The sequence below is a fragment of the Streptomyces sp. GC420 genome, assembly GCF_009916105.1.
Taxonomy (GTDB): Bacteria; Actinomycetota; Actinomycetes; order Streptomycetales; family Streptomycetaceae; genus Streptomyces.
The window spans coordinates 1-14,103 of the sequence record NZ_JAAAXQ010000214.1 but is presented as its reverse complement, the minus strand read 5'-3'; the positions used below and the strand labels follow the sequence as shown (position 1 = coordinate 14,103).

At 70.1% G+C, this 14,103-nt stretch carries 12 protein-coding genes and 1 pseudogene; 5 read left to right on the top strand and 8 right to left on the bottom strand.

The features are described from left to right. A partial coding sequence (locus GUY61_RS23855) for a hypothetical protein (protein ID WP_208106383.1) occupies positions 1-425 on the bottom strand: 425 nt, incomplete at its 3' end. A 376-nt stretch (positions 426-801) separates the two neighbouring features. Between GUY61_RS23855 and GUY61_RS23850 the strand changes: the two genes are divergently transcribed. Together GUY61_RS23850 and GUY61_RS41610 are read left to right on the top strand one after the other, a co-directional pair. Then, positions 802-2,574, top strand: a complete 1,773-nt coding sequence (locus GUY61_RS23850; protein ID WP_166632286.1) for a biotin carboxylase N-terminal domain-containing protein — start codon at positions 802-804, stop codon at positions 2,572-2,574. Positions 2,575-2,577: 3 nt separating this feature from the next. Next, positions 2,578-2,769, top strand: a pseudogene (locus GUY61_RS41610) (hypothetical protein); the annotation flags it as partial. 128 nt (positions 2,770-2,897) lie between these two features. Here the strand turns inward: GUY61_RS41610 and GUY61_RS23840 are convergent. Beyond that, entirely contained in the window at positions 2,898-3,299 is a 402-nt protein-coding gene (locus GUY61_RS23840; protein WP_166632285.1) for a DUF427 domain-containing protein, read from the bottom strand. 15 nt (positions 3,300-3,314) lie between these two features. Further along, positions 3,315-4,187 carry an aldo/keto reductase gene (locus GUY61_RS23835; RefSeq protein WP_166632284.1) on the bottom strand — a complete coding sequence of 291 codons (873 nt, stop codon included), beginning with the start codon at positions 4,185-4,187 and terminating at the stop codon, positions 3,315-3,317. 159 nt (positions 4,188-4,346) lie between these two features. Between GUY61_RS23835 and GUY61_RS23830 the strand changes: the two genes are divergently transcribed. Further along, the gene (locus tag GUY61_RS23830; RefSeq protein WP_166632283.1) at positions 4,347-5,084 is read left to right on the top strand and encodes a TetR/AcrR family transcriptional regulator; all 738 of its coding nucleotides are present in this window, start codon (positions 4,347-4,349) and stop codon (positions 5,082-5,084) included. Between the two features lie 60 nt (positions 5,085-5,144). On the opposite strand, the gene GUY61_RS23825 is transcribed toward GUY61_RS23830, so the two are convergent. Together GUY61_RS23825 and GUY61_RS23820 are read right to left on the bottom strand one after the other, a co-directional pair. Further along, positions 5,145-6,848 carry an acyl-CoA dehydrogenase family protein gene (locus GUY61_RS23825; RefSeq protein WP_166632282.1) on the bottom strand — a complete coding sequence of 568 codons (1,704 nt, stop codon included), beginning with the start codon at positions 6,846-6,848 and terminating at the stop codon, positions 5,145-5,147. After that, positions 6,845-8,107, bottom strand: a complete 1,263-nt coding sequence (locus GUY61_RS23820) for a cytochrome P450 (RefSeq protein ID WP_208106382.1) — start codon at positions 8,105-8,107, stop codon at positions 6,845-6,847. The genes GUY61_RS23825 and GUY61_RS23820 overlap by 4 nt, the downstream gene beginning before the upstream one ends. 231 nt (positions 8,108-8,338) lie before the next feature. Between GUY61_RS23820 and GUY61_RS23815 the strand changes: the two genes are divergently transcribed. Continuing rightward, on the top strand, positions 8,339-9,613 hold the full coding sequence (locus GUY61_RS23815) for a cytochrome P450 (RefSeq protein ID WP_243766702.1): 1,275 nt from the start codon (positions 8,339-8,341) through the stop codon (positions 9,611-9,613). Positions 9,614-9,891: 278 nt separating this feature from the next. Then, positions 9,892-11,319, top strand: a complete 1,428-nt coding sequence (locus tag GUY61_RS23810; RefSeq protein WP_208106381.1) for an MFS transporter — start codon at positions 9,892-9,894, stop codon at positions 11,317-11,319. Between the two features lie 182 nt (positions 11,320-11,501). Here GUY61_RS23810 and egtD read toward each other — a convergent pair whose 3' ends face one another. The 3 genes from egtD to GUY61_RS23795 all read right to left on the bottom strand — a co-directional run. Then, a complete protein-coding gene (egtD, locus tag GUY61_RS23805; protein WP_166632278.1) occupies positions 11,502-12,464 on the bottom strand; it encodes an L-histidine N(alpha)-methyltransferase in 963 nt (320 codons plus the stop codon). Next, positions 12,461-13,216 carry an ergothioneine biosynthesis protein EgtC gene (gene egtC / locus GUY61_RS23800; RefSeq protein WP_166632277.1) on the bottom strand — a complete coding sequence of 252 codons (756 nt, stop codon included), beginning with the start codon at positions 13,214-13,216 and terminating at the stop codon, positions 12,461-12,463. The genes egtD and egtC overlap by 4 nt, the downstream gene beginning before the upstream one ends. Next, on the bottom strand, positions 13,216-14,103 hold an 888-nt coding region (locus GUY61_RS23795), incomplete at its 5' end, for an SUMF1/EgtB/PvdO family nonheme iron enzyme (RefSeq protein ID WP_166632276.1). The genes GUY61_RS23795 and egtC, both read right to left, overlap by 1 nt.

Sequence of the window (14,103 nt, the reverse complement as noted above, 5' to 3'; positions counted from 1 at the left end):
CCAGGGGGCGGCGGGGACGCCTGTGCGGGCCCCCGTTCGCCGTACGACAGCAGGGACAGCACCATCAGCCCGAGCACCACCATCAGGCAGGCGAACGCGTTCCAGCCGACCAGGCCGACCGCCAGCGCGCCCAGCACCCCGTGCACCACCGCGCAGGTGATCAGCACGATGCGCGCCCAACGGCCCGGCCCCCGGTCCCTGACGGCCGCCGTCAGGAGCACGGCCCCGCACCCGACGAGGTAGAGGCCGAAGACCCCGCCCATGACCCACGTCGTCGTCGCCATGACGCCGGGGTCGAGGCCGTCGAGGGACATCGACTGGCGGTCCACGACACGCCCGAGGATCCAGTTGATCATGACGACTCCCGCCGCCTCGGCGAAAAGCGCCAGGCCCGTCACCGCGGCCACCCACCTGCGCAGCGTCATGGACGCGCCCCCTGCTGATTCCGGCTGTTACCTCTGGTACGAATGTCACCGCGCACGCTACTCACGGGTAAACAGCCCGACAAGAGGCCGGGCACGTCCGGCCCCGACGCGCCGCACCGACTGAAAATGCTTGGGCCATTCGTAGGGACTCGACAAAGAAACCGCCACACGAGCTGACCCGCCTGACAGAGACCTGTGCCACACCAGGGGATTACTGTGCCGAGGCAGAAGGCCGCGTACCGTGGTGCGACAAGGGATTTCGCGGATCGAGCGAGCCTCGAATCACACTCCGTGTGGGCAAGCTCACCATTGGGGATGGGTCGAAGGGCCGTGTCGGCAATCCCTAAACTCGGCTTGTTTCAAGGAGGGAGCCATCGTGCGCAAGGTGCTCATCGCCAACCGTGGCGAAATCGCTGTCCGCGTTGCCCGTGCCTGCCGGGATGCCGGAATCGGGAGCGTAGCCGTCTACGCCGATCCGGACCGGGACGCGCTGCATGTGCGCGCGGCCGACGAGGCCTTCGCGCTGGGCGGTGACACACCGGCGGCCAGCTATCTGGACATGTCGAAGGTGCTGCAGGCCGCGAAGGACTCGGGCGCGGACGCCATCCACCCCGGCTACGGCTTTCTCTCCGAGAACGCCGACTTCGCCCAGGCCGTCATCGACGCGGGACTGATCTGGATCGGCCCGCCGCCGCAGGCCATCCGCGACCTCGGTGACAAGGTCGCGGCCCGCCACATCGCCCAGCGCGCCGGCGCCCCCCTGGTCGCCGGCACCCCGGACCCGGTCTCCGGTGCCGAGGAGGTCGTGGAGTTCGCCGAGGAGCACGGCCTGCCGATCGCGATCAAGGCGGCCTTCGGCGGTGGCGGGCGTGGCCTGAAGGTCGCCCGCACCCTGGAAGAGGTCCCCGAGCTCTACGACTCCGCCGTCCGCGAGGCGGTCGCCGCCTTCGGCCGCGGCGAGTGCTTCGTCGAGCGCTACCTGGACAAGCCGCGGCACGTCGAGACGCAGTGCCTGGCCGACTCCCACGGCAATGTCGTGGTGGTCTCCACCCGTGACTGCTCGCTCCAGCGCCGCCACCAGAAGCTGGTCGAGGAGGCTCCGGCGCCGTTCCTGTCCGCCGAGCAGAACGCCCAGCTGTACGCCGCGTCCAAGGCCATCCTGAAGGAGGCCGGATACGTCGGCGCGGGCACCGTGGAGTTCCTCGTCGGCGCGGACGGCACGATCTCCTTCCTGGAGGTCAACACGCGTCTGCAGGTCGAACACCCGGTCACAGAAGAGGTCACCGGCATCGACCTCGTCCGGGAGATGTTCCGCATCGCGGACGGCGAGGCCCTCGGCTACGACGACCCGCCGCTGCGCGGCCACTCCTTCGAGTTCCGCATCAACGGCGAGGACCCCGGCCGGGGCTTCCTGCCCGCCCCCGGCACTGTGACGAGGTTCGCCCCGCCCTCCGGCCCCGGCGTGCGCCTGGACGCCGGCGTGGAGTCCGGCAGCGTGATCGGCCCGGCCTGGGACTCCCTGCTCGCCAAGCTCGTCGTCACGGGCGCCACCCGCGAGCAGGCGCTCCAGCGCGCCGCCCGCGCACTCGCCGAGTTCCAGGTCGAGGGCATGGCCACCGCGATCCCCTTCCACCGCGCGGTCGTCACCGACCCCGCCTTCGCCCCGGAACTGACGGGCTCCACCGATCCCTTCACCGTGCACACCCGGTGGATCGAGACGGAGTTCGTCAACGAGATCAAGCCATTCGCCGCCTCGGCCGACACCGAGACGGAAGAGGAAGGAGGCCGGGAGACGGTCGTCGTCGAGGTCGGCGGCAAACGCCTGGAGGTCTCCCTTCCCGCGTCGCTGGGCATGTCGCCGGCGCGTACGGGTCTGGCGGCCGGGGCCGGGCCCAAGCGGCGCGCGGCCAGGAAGTCCGGGCCCGTCGCCTCCGGTGACACCCTCGTCTCCCCCATGCAGGGCACCATCGTCAAGGTCGCCGTCGAGGAGGGCCAGGAAGTCGAGGAAGGCGACCTGATCGTCGTTCTGGAAGCCATGAAGATGGAGCAGCCGCTGAACGCCCACAAGGCAGGCACCGTCAAGGACCTCGACGCCACGGTCGGCGCCTCCGTCACCTCCGGCGCCGCCCTTTGCGAGATCAAGGGCTGAACCGTGGCAGTGAGCAAGGAGGTGCGTCGTCTGGACCGGGTGGCCATCCGGTTCGCGGGGGACTGCGGTGACGGTAAGCAGCTCACCGGTGACCGTTTCACCTCGGAGACGGCGTCGTTCGGCAACGATCTGTCGACGCTGCCGACCTTCCCGGCCGAGATCCGGGACCCTGCCGGGTGTCTCCTCCTTGTCAGCCCCCCGTGTCTCTAGAACTGCCGCTGCTGATCGTGGACATCCAGCGCGGCGGCCCGTCCACCGGTCTGCCGACCAGGACGTGTCGAAACGGACGGGGGGAGGGGGACTTCGCGTCCCCCTCCCCCCGTTTACATGACCGGGGCCTCCGGAGGGGCGCCGGTCACCTCGATCTCGGCGACATCGTCGTAGAACGAGATGTACCCCTTGATCTCGGGGACCGCGTCGATCGGATCGACGTAGGACCACGCCACGTCCGGGTGGCCCTGCGCCGTTCCTTCGGCCCCCTCGTCCCCGCGGAACGACCAGTACGAGGCCTCACCCTTGTAGGGACAGGTGGTGCGGGTGTCCGAGGGTTCGAACATCGTCAGGTCCACGTCCTCCGGCGGGAGGTAGTAGCGCACCGGCAGTCCGGTCTCGTAGACCAGCACGGGCCGGTCCGACGAGGAGACCGGACGGCCGTCGATGCGCACCCTCACCGCCTGCGTACCGCGGACGGCCACCACGCGGTGGCCGGGCTGTGCTGTGGGCATGGGATTCTCCCGGTCTCAGCAGGCGTCGGTGATGGCCTGGTAGGCGGCGTCGGACAACTGGATCGAGGTGCTCCGGACGTTCTCCTCCAGGTGCTCGACCGACGAGGTGCCGGGAATCGGGAGAAGGGCCGGCGAGTGGCGCAGCAGCCAGGCGAGGGCGAGCTGTGCCGGGGTGGCGTCGTGGTCCTGGAGCACCGCCTCCAGCGGGCTGCCGGGCCCGGCCAGCTGCCCCATGGCCAGGGGGAACCAGGGGATGAAGGCGAGGCCGTGCTGCTCGGCGTAGCGCAGCACGTCCTCCGACTTGCGCTCCGCCACGTTGTAGAGGTTCTGCACCGAGACGATCGGGGCGATCGCCCTGGCCTTCTCCAGCTCCTCCACCGTCACCTCGGACAGCCCGATGTGCCGGACCTTGCCTTCGCTGCGGAGTTCGGCCAGCTCGCCGACCTGCTCCTCCAGCGGCACCGCGGGGTCGACGCGGTGCAACTGGAGCACGTCGATGGTCTCCAGGCCGAGGTGACGCAGGTTCAGCTCGGTCTGCTGGCGCAGGTATTCGGGGCGTCCCACCGGGCGCCAGTCGTCGGGGCCGGGGCGGGTGAGACCGACCTTGGTGGCGATGACCAGGTCGTCGGCGTAGGGGTGCAGCGCCTCCCTGATGATCCGGTCGCTGCTGAACGGGCCGTAGGCGTCGGCCGTGTCGATGAAGTTCACGCCCAGCTCCACGGCGCGGCGAACCACGCGAACCGCCTCGTCGGGGTCGGCCGGCTCGCCCCAGAAGCCCGGCCCGGTGAGCCGCATGGCCCCGTATCCCAGCCGGTTGACGGTCAGATCGTCCCCCAGCCGGAGGGTGCCGCCTGCGGCGGCGGGGGCGGTGGTGAGACCGGTACTCATCGGCGTAAGCCTTTCAGCAGGACTGTCGCGGACAGTCATGGGAAATTGCGAGCGATCGTTCTCTGAACAGCGTTCACTCACTACACTGAGCGTGTCAATTGAATGCCGTGAAAAAATAGAGTGCACCATTCATGTTTCTACGCTGCTAAGATGCAGAGCATGGGACAAGTGACTCAGAGCCGGAGGATGCGTCTTCGCGAGGCCACGACGGCGGAGATCAAAGCCACAGCTCTCAAGCACATGGCCTCCAGTGGGACTGCCGCGATCTCGCTGCGTGCCATCGCCCGTGACATGGGGATGACTGCCGGTGCGATCTACAGCTACTTCGACACCCGGGACAACCTCGTCAGCGTGCTGATCGCGGACGTCTACAGCAGCCTCGCTTCCGCGCTGGAGGCCGCCATCGGGGAGTGCCCCAAGGACGACGCGGCCGCACAGGTGATGGCGTTCGGCCAGGCCTACCGCGACTGGGCCGTCACCAACCCGGAGGAGTTCCGACTGGTGTACGGCGGCGCGGTGCCCGACTACCAGCCGCCGGAGGGCGGTGCGGCGGCGGAGGCGCAGCACCGCTCCTGCGCGGTGCTCACCGGGATCGTCGCCGCCGCCTGGCCCAAGGCCCAGCACCTGTACATCGGCAGTGACCACACCTGGTCGGACTTCGCTCCCGAGTTCGCCGAGCTGATCCGCCAGTCGTTCCCCGATCTGCCGCCGGCGGCGGTGGCTCTCTCGCTGCGGGTCTGGGGCCGCATGCACGGCCTTGTCTCCCTCGAGGTCTACGGCCACCTGAACCCTCAGGTGCGCGACCCGGAGAAGCTGTACCGCGCCGAACTGGTCGACCTGTCCAGATCGTTGGGGCACGTCGCGGTCGGCGACCCCCAGAGCGTCGTCGCGGGCTGACCCGCCGGAGGCCGGGGCCGCGTCGCCCGCGCGACGCGGCCCCGGCCGTTCCGCGTGTGGTCAGGCCTCGCTGCGGAGTCGGGGCAGCCCTTCGGCCAGCCAGCGGGTGCTGATCCCGGCGTAGTCGGGTTCCGTGACCATGCCGAGCCGTCGCCAGTGGTCGGCGAGACGATGCCGGGCCGAGGTGCAGTACACGTCCGCGAGCCGCTGACCGTCCCTCTCGCCGCCGTCGCCGGACTGCTCGGTCCCGGCCCTGGCGAGGACCGCGTACATCGCGAACAGTTCCGCCGCGACACGGCCGAGCAGGATCACAGTGTGCTCCTGCTCGAAGAGATTCTCCTGCCGGGGACGGCTGCGGGTCAGTTCACGGCAGACCTCGTGGAACCGCAGCACCTGCTCCCGTACCGCCGCCAGGTGAGCCGCGTTCGCCCCGGACAGGCGTTGCTCGTCCGTGTGTTCCGCACCGAGTCCGCCGGCGAGGGCCCGGGACTCGTCCTCGGCCCTCGTGGCGAACCAGGTCAGCAGGCGTCGCGCGGCCTGGCTGTCCAGCTGGAAGTCCACGTTGCCTGCGATGCGCAGTCCCCGGGCGTCCCTGAGCCTGCGCTCAAGTGGCACGGGGACAGCACCGCGCCGCAGCTTGCTCGGCAGCGTCTCGATGCCCTCCGCGCCGTACAGCGAGACCGTCCGGTCCACGATCCGCCAGCAGGTCCGCACCGCCAGGTTCTTGGCCGCCAACCTCTCGAACCAGCGTTCCTCCGGCCCCGAGCCCAGGAGACTCCACTGGGCGACGCTCTCCATGGCGTACACCTCGGCCAGGGTCTCGCCGAGCATCCGCTGGATCTCGTCGTACTCGCTCAGCGCCCGGCCGTTGATCCTGCGACGGGTGACGAACTCGCCCGACCAGCGACGGCACAGCTTGGCGATGGCCACAGCCGGAGCCGCGGTGAAGTACAGCTGGCCGACGAGGACGGCCGAGGCCATCCGGTCGGGGAAACGCGCGTCCTCCGGATCGCTCCGCACCACGTATTCGGCCGGCACCTCCACGCCGTCCAAGCACAGTGCTCCGTTGGGCAGACCCCGGCTGCCCGTGAACTCGATGCGCGAGGTCACCTCGAAGCCGGCGGCGGACGTCTCCACGAAGCAGATGCACAACCTCCGCCCCTCTTCGGTGTGTTCGGTCGCCGCGACCGGCAGCAGGTTCGCCACCGGACCGTGCCCCGTGAACACCTTCTCGCCCCTGAGGACGTAGACCGAGCCGTCGGCGGACAGGGTGGCGGTCGTGCCGGGCCAGGCGTTGTTCTGGCCGGCGGGCTCGGTCAGTCCGAAGCCCGAGACCGCTCCGTCGGCGAGTTGCCTGGCGACGAACTCCCGCAGCGAACCCGGCGGCAGCGCGGGAAGCAGCGCGGGTGCGCCGACGCCCGCCTGGATCGCCAGCATCTGGCCCGCGGGCATGCAGTAGCCGGCGGCGTGCTCGATGGCACGGAAGGCGTTGTACGCCGACAGGTCCAGGCCGCCGATCTCCATGCCCAGGCGCAGCTTCAGGTACCCGCTCGCGCGCAGGTCGTCGAGGAACCCCTCCGGCAGCGTGCCGGTGAGGTCCACCTGGTCGGGGTCGAGCCGGTCGCGCAGGAACGCCGTCAGCCCGGCCACGGCCGCGTCGCCCTCCGCCCGGTCCGAGGCGCTCTGCACCGGGTACCGGAACAGGTCCCGGCCGAGCCGTCCCGAGTACAGGGCATCGACGAAGCTCAGGGCCGCGGTGGTCACGCGTCCTCCACGGGAACCAGCTCCACGGGAACGTCGAGCAGCACGGTGTGCTTGTTGTTGGGCGCCCACGTCTCCGGTGCCGTCAGCCGGATCTCCTCGACCCGTTCGAGCAGAGCCTCCAGCGCCAGCTGGATCTCGAGCCGACCGAAGGCGTCGCCGAGGCAGTAGTGCACGCCGTGACCGAAGGAGAGGTGCGGATTGGGGTCGCGCCGGATGTCGAAGCGGTCCGGGTCCGGGAACACCGTCTCGTCGCGATTGGCGGCGGGCCACCAGAGCGTCGCCTTCTCGCCGGCCCGCATGCGCCGACCGTGCAGTTCCACATCCCGGGTGAGGGTGCGCCGGTTGTAGGGATTCGCCGGAAGCCAGCGCAGGACTTCCTCGACCGCGGTGGGCAGCAGCGACCGGTCCTTCCGCAGCTCCCGCCACTGGTCGGGATTTTGGGCGAAAGCCAGCAGGCCGCCGGCGATGGTGTTGCGGGGCTGCTCGAAACCGCTGACCAGCATCACGCTCGCATTGGCCTCCCGCTCCATTTCGGTGAGGGGCGGCTGACCGGAGATCACGGGCAGTTCTCCGCTCGCGAGCACCGTGCCCAGATCGTCGGCCGGGTGCGCGCGTTTCATTTCGAGCAGTGTGGTGAAGTAACCGCGCAGATTCGCGTAAACGGCGCGCGACTCGTCGTCCACCTTTCCGGTCCTGCGGTGGGTGAATCCGAGTACCGTGTGCACCCATTCGGTGAGCTTCTGCCAGTCCTCGCGCGGCACGCCGAGCAGCAGCGCCACGGAACGCAGCGAGAAGGGCTCCGAGAAGTCGTCGACGAGGTTGCCGGTACCGCGCCCGACCAGGTCGTCGGCGAGGGCGGCGGCGACGGCCCGCAGCTCGGGCTCCAGTGCGGACACCGCCCGGCCGACGGCCGGGCCGAGCAGATGCTTGAAGACCTCGTGCCGGGGGTTGTCCATCATGGCGAGCACGGTGCCCGTGAGGCCGCCACCAAATGGCAGGTCCTCAAGGTGGGAGCCGCCTCCGGCCCGGCCGCCGCCGCCCTGTGAGGAGAAGGCCGGGTCCACCGACGCGGCCGCGATGTCGGCATGCCGCGTCAGGACCCAGAATCCCTCGCCGTCCGGCAGTGTGCCGGCGGGGTGGTACAGCGCGGGTGCTTCACGCCGGAGCCTGGCGAACAGGTCGTACGGAATCCCCTCGGCAAATCTCGAATGATCTGTCAGGTCGAATCCGCCCAGGACCTCCGGATATTCCGTGGCCATTCCCGTGCGGCTTTCCTTTTCCATTCGAAACCTCATGTCAGCGAGTGCCAAATGCGATATCCTTTGAATTTCCCGGCGAAGCTATCGGCAGGTCACCCCTACTGCCAACCCCAGATTTCGCCCGGGCACCCCCTAGCGTCCGTACTTCGTGAGAGGGGTTGGCCGTAGGGGGTGGGAGTCAGTAGTTTCCGGATCCTAGGAACACGACTCTCAGGGAAATGGGATGTGGATATGAGCGAGGCGGCGACGGCTAAAATTCCCGATGTCATCACGTATAATCCGGAAGTCGCTCGGCGGACGCTTCCCTTCGATCCGTTCGACCCTGATTTCCATGCGGATCCGTTTCCGTACTACCGGAAGATCCGGGAGCAGTCCGGCTCGGCCTTCCGCACCGGGGGCGGGATCGTAGCCGTGTTCGGTTACGAGGAGGCCGCGGCGGTCATGAAGGACCACCGGTTCGGCTGGGGGGTCAACCCGATGGTGGCCGACCAGTTCGTGGAGAACCCCGCGAGCGGCGAGTCCGGTCGCATCCTCATGTTCATGGACCCGCCGGACCACACGCGAATTCGCGGCCTGGTGTCCAAGGCGTTCACGCCGAAGATGATGAACCTGCTGCGTCCGAAGGCCGCGCAGTACGCACGGGAGTTGCTGGCCAAGGCGGTCGAGGAGAGCCCCGACGGCCGTGTGGACCTGCAGGAGGTGCTGTCCCGTCCGCTGCCGGCCAGGGTCCTCAGCGACATGATGGACATCCCCGAGCACTACCACCCCCTCTTCTTCGCCAACACGATGGAGAGCGGGCGGGGCCTCGACCCGGGCTTCACGCTCACCGAGGACCAGAAGGCCGGTCGCAACGCCGCCCGTGACGTCTTCATCAACGCGGGCATCGAGCTGGTCGCCGCCCGGCGCGCCGAGCCGGGCGATGACCTGATCAGCGAACTGACCAGGGCCGAGCAGGAGGGCGACCGGCTGTCCGAGTGGGAGCTGGCCATGCTCCTGATGAACCTGCTGGCGGCGGGCTTCGGCGCAACGGCCGCCCTGATCGGCAACCAGGTGTACAACCTGCTGAGTCATCCGGAGCAGGTGGAGTGGCTGCGCTCGCACCCGGACCACGTGCCCTCTGCGGTCGAGGAACTGCTGCGCTACGACAGCACCCTGGCCATGGTGACGCGTACGGCTCTGGAGGACGCCGACGTGGCCGGCATCCCGGTGCGGGCCGGCGAGTACGTCGTCGTGATGATGGCCGCCGCCAACCGTGACCCCGCCGCCTTCGACGACCCCGAGCGGCTGGACGTCAGCCGCGTCCAGAGCCGCAACCTCGGTTTCGGGCACGGCATTCACTTCTGTGTCGCCGCTCCGGTCGCGCGCATGATCGCGCAGGAGGCGCTGGCCGCCCTCCTCGAGTACGACGTGCGCCTCGATGACGAGCCGGTCGAACGGTGGCCCGGCGTCTCCCTCCGGGTGATCGGCAAGCTGCCGATCGTCATCGCACCCTGCGCCTCCGCCTGATCCGCCCTCAAGTGCTCGGCCCCGGACCGCTCCTGCGGACCGGGGCAGAACGCCGTCCGCTTGACAGTCAACAGCGTGTCGGTAATATCTCGGGTGCTAACTCTGAACACTGCTCAGCAATCGAACGACATGCAGCGAACTGCCTGCCGTTCTGGTTCTTGCATGTGCTCACTCACCGCTCACCCCCGTTTTGCCGGCCGACCCGCGGCCGGGACGATCCTTTGCAGAAGGGCTCACATCCAGTGGAACGTTCCGTAAGTTCGCATCAGCGGTCGGGCTTGAGGCTCGCGCTCCTGGCGTTGGCCCAGTTCATCATCGCCGTCGACTACAACATCGTTTTTGTGGCGCTGCCGGACATCGGGGAGGCCCTGGACTTCTCGCCGCAGACCCTGCAGTGGGTCGTCAGCTCCTACGCGGTCGCCTTCGGCGGCTTCCTGCTCTTCGGTGGTCGCGCCGCCGACCGTCTGGGCGCCCGTCGCGTCTTCGTCACCGCGCTCGTCCTCTTCGGCGTCTCGGCCCTGGTCGGCGGCCTCGCCGACTCGGCGGAGGTGCTGGTCGCGGCCCGCGCCGTGCAGGGTCTGGGCGGTGCGCTGCTCTTCCCGTCGACGCTCACCCTGATCGTCACCAGCTTCGACGAGGGACCGGCCCGTAACCGGGCCCTCGCGGTCTGGGGTGCCACCGGCAGCGGCGGTCTCGCCGCGGGCGCGCTGCTCGGCGGTGTGCTCACCCAGAGCCTCGGCTGGGAGTGGGTCTTCTTCTTCATGGTGCCGCTGGCCGTCGTCGCGCTGCTCGGCGTGCCCAGCCTGCTCGCTCCCGACGCCCCGCGCACCGGGCCCCGCCAGGGCTTCGACGTCCCGGGCGCCCTGGTGGTCACCATCGGTGCCACGCTCGTGGTCTTCGGTCTGGTCAGCGGCCCCGAGTCCGGCTGGACCACTCCCCGCGTGCTCGGCTCGCTGATCGTCGGTCTGCTGCTGATCGCCTCGTTCTTCGCCATCGAGGCCAAGACCAGCGCTCCGCTGGCGCCGCTGCGGATGTTCGGCAACCGCAGCCTCATCACCTCGATGATGGTGGCGTTCCTGCACATGAGCGCGCTGAGCGGCGGCTACTACCTGTTCACCACCTACATCCAGAACATCCTCGACTACAACGCCCTGGAGGCCGGCCTGGCCTTCCTGCCGCTGGGTGTGCTGGCGATGCTGGCCGGCGGCAAGATCGCCGCATCCATGCTGAACAAGACGGGCCTGCGCGGGACGCTCTCGCTCGGAATGCTCATCTACGGCATCGGCATGGGCGCCATGGCGCTGGGCATGGTCACCGGCGGCAGCTACTGGGCGGTGCTGCCCGGAGTCGCCATCTACGGCTTCGGCGGCGGTCTCGCCTTCACCTCGATCTTCGCCACCGCCGGTTCCGGGGTCGACCCGGCCGAGCAGGGCGTGGCCTCGGCGCTCGCCTCCACCGCCCAGCAGATCGGAGCCGCCGTCGGTCTGGCCGTCATCCTGGTCATCGCCAACTCCGGCCTGGACCTGTCCGCCGGTGCGCCGGCCCCGAGTGACGCCGACGTCGTCGACGGTCTCCGTGCGGCCGGCTGGGTCACCGCGGCGGCCGCGCTGCTCGGCGCCCTGGCCGCCCTGAACCTGAAGAAGGCTCCGGTCGAGCAGCCGGCCGTCCCGGCCGCGGAGGAGGCCGAGGCTCCCGCCTCCCGCTGACGCGGCGACCACACCGGGAGGTGCCGCCCCGGACACCACCTCACCGACTCGGGACCTGTGGCCGGGTAATCCCCCGCACCGGCCGCGGGTCCCGACACCCCTTTCCGCTCGTGTGCCACCGAAAGGGCCGCTCCCGCCTGCGACGCAGGCGGGAGCGGCCCTTTGGCCGTCGTGTCGGGACGTCAGCCGCGCACGGCCAGCGACAGCGCGAAGCGCCCGGCGCTGTCGGTCCACCACCGCCGCATGTCCAGACCGACGGCGGCGAGTTCCCGGCGGACCCCCTCCTGCCGGAACTTGGCCGAGATCTCGGTGCGGATGTCGTCACCGGCCTCGAAGTGCAGCACGAGATCGAGCGACGGGATCTTGGCCGTAAGCTTCTGGCGGGCCCTCAGCCGCATCTCGATCCACTCGTTCTCCGCGTCCCACAGCGCGACGTGGTCGAACGCGGACGCGTCGAAGTCGGCGCCCAGCTCCCGGTTGAGGACACCGAGCACGTTCTTGTTGAACTCCGCCGTGACGCCGGCCGCGTCGTCGTACGCCGGGACGAGCACATCCGGGTCCTTGACCAGGTCGGTGCCCAGCAGGAAGGCGTCACCGGGGGAGAGCATACCGGCGACGGCGCGCAGGAACTCGGCCCGCTCCGCCGGGAGGAGATTGCCGATGGTGCTGCCGAGGAACGCCACCAGGCGCGGCCCCGGAGCAGGGGGAAGCCGCAGTCCGTGCTGGAAGTCGGCGACGAGTGCGTGGACGCGCAGACCGGGGCGTTGGCGCAGCAGCCGGAGGCCGGCCTGCTCCAGGGCGCTCTGACTGACGTCGACCGGGATGTAGGTGTCCAGGCCGGTGAGCGCCTCCAGCAGATTCCGGGTCTTCTCCGAGGAGCCGGAGCCCAGCTCGACCAGGGTGCGGGCACCGATGGCAGCGGCGACGTCGGCGGCCCGGTCCACGAGGATCTCGCGTTCGGAACGGGTGGGGTAGTACTCGGGGAGCCCGGTGATCTCCTCGAAGAGTTCGCTGCCCCGCGCGTCGTAGAGCCACTTGGGGGGCAGGTGCCGGGGAACGCCGCCCAGGCCTTCCAGGACGTCGGCGCGCAGAGCGCCGTCGCGTGCGGTGGCGGGGAGCGTACGGGTCACGGTGAACGAGCTCACGAAAGGGATTCCTCAAGGGGAGTGACGAGAACTTCGGTGGGGGTGGCGCGCACCAGCGAGCGATCGGGGACCTCGGCCCACGCGGGGTCGTCGTCGTAGGGTTCCGAGGCGACGACGACCCCGGATCCGGGGCGGAGCCGGTACCAGAGGGTGTCGCCCCAGGCCGTGGCGGCAAGGTAACGGCCGTTCGTCAGAAGGAAGTTGAGGCGCGCCGGAAGGGTGGCCGCCCACAGGGCGGCCACTGTGCCCGCCAGCGCCCGGGACATCTCCTCGCCGGCCCGCAGCCGGTGCGCGATCAGCGTCCAGACGAAGGCGGAGTCGTTGTGCGCCTCCATGCCGAGGAGTTCCTCCGCAGGCAGCGCCGAAGCCAGGGGGGCCACAGAGGCGGGCCACCCCGGCAGCGCACCGTTGTGACTGAACAGCCAGCGGTCCCGGACGAAGGGCGCGGCCGCCGCCTCGCCCTCCGGCCCCGGCCGTGTGGCATCGCGGACCGCGGCGAGCAGCGCCCCGGTGCGAACCAGCCGTGCCAGGTCGGCGAACGACCGGTCGGCCCAGATCGGTCCGGAACGCCGGTAGCGCCCCGGCACCGGGTCGCCGTCCGCGTACCAGCCGACGCCGAAGCCGTCGGCGTTCACGGTGCCGTGCCGCTGGTGCCGGGGCGCCCAAGACTGGCGTACCAGCCCGTGGGCCGGGGAGAGCAGCAGATCGCCGATGGGCACGGGGTCACCCACGTAGCCGAGATGACGGCACATCAGCCCTCCTCGGCGTCCCGGGCGGTGCGGAAGCCGGAGAAGATCTGCCGCCGGATCGGGTAGTCCCAGTTGCGGAAGGTGCCGCGGCAGGCGATCGGGTCGACCGCGAACGAGCCACCGCGCAGCACCTTGTGGTCGGAGCCGAAGAACACCTCGGAGTACTCCCGGTAGGGGAAGGCGGCGAACCCCGGGTAGGGCAGGAAGTCGCTCGCCGTCCACTCCCACACGTCCCCGATGAGCTGCCGTACCCCGAGCGGTGAGGCTCCCTCCGGATAGCTGCCCACCGGTGCCGGGCGCAGATGGCGCTGACCCAGGTTGGCGTGCCGGTCGGTCGGGTCGGCGTCGCCCCAGGGGTAGCGCCTCGACCGGCCGGTCGCCGGATCGTGCCGTGCCGCCTTCTCCCATTCCTCCTCCGTGGGCAGGCGCCGCCCGGCCCACCGGGCGTAGGCGTCGGCCTCGTACCAGCTGACGTGCAGGACGGGTTCGGCGGCGGGCACCGGTTCGGTCACGCCGAACCGGCGACGCACCCACAGACCCGCCTCCCGCTGCCAGAACAGCGGGGCGAACAGCCGGTGCCGGCGGACGTACGACCAGCCGTCGGGGGCCCACCAGCGCGGCTCCGTGTAACCGCCGTCCTCGACGAAACGCAGGTACGCGCCGTTGCTGACGGGCGTGGTGTCGATGTGGAAGGACGGGACGTGCCGCACGTGCGCGGGCCGCTCGTTGTCCAGGGCCCAGGGTTCGACGTCCGTCCCCATGCGGAACGGACCGCCGGGAACCAGCACCTCTCCGGGCAGCGCCGACGCGTCGGCGGGCGCCGGCGGGCCGCCCGCCGCGACGATGGCGTCGGTGAACCGGGTCAGCGTCGCCTCGGAGGTGACGGTCCC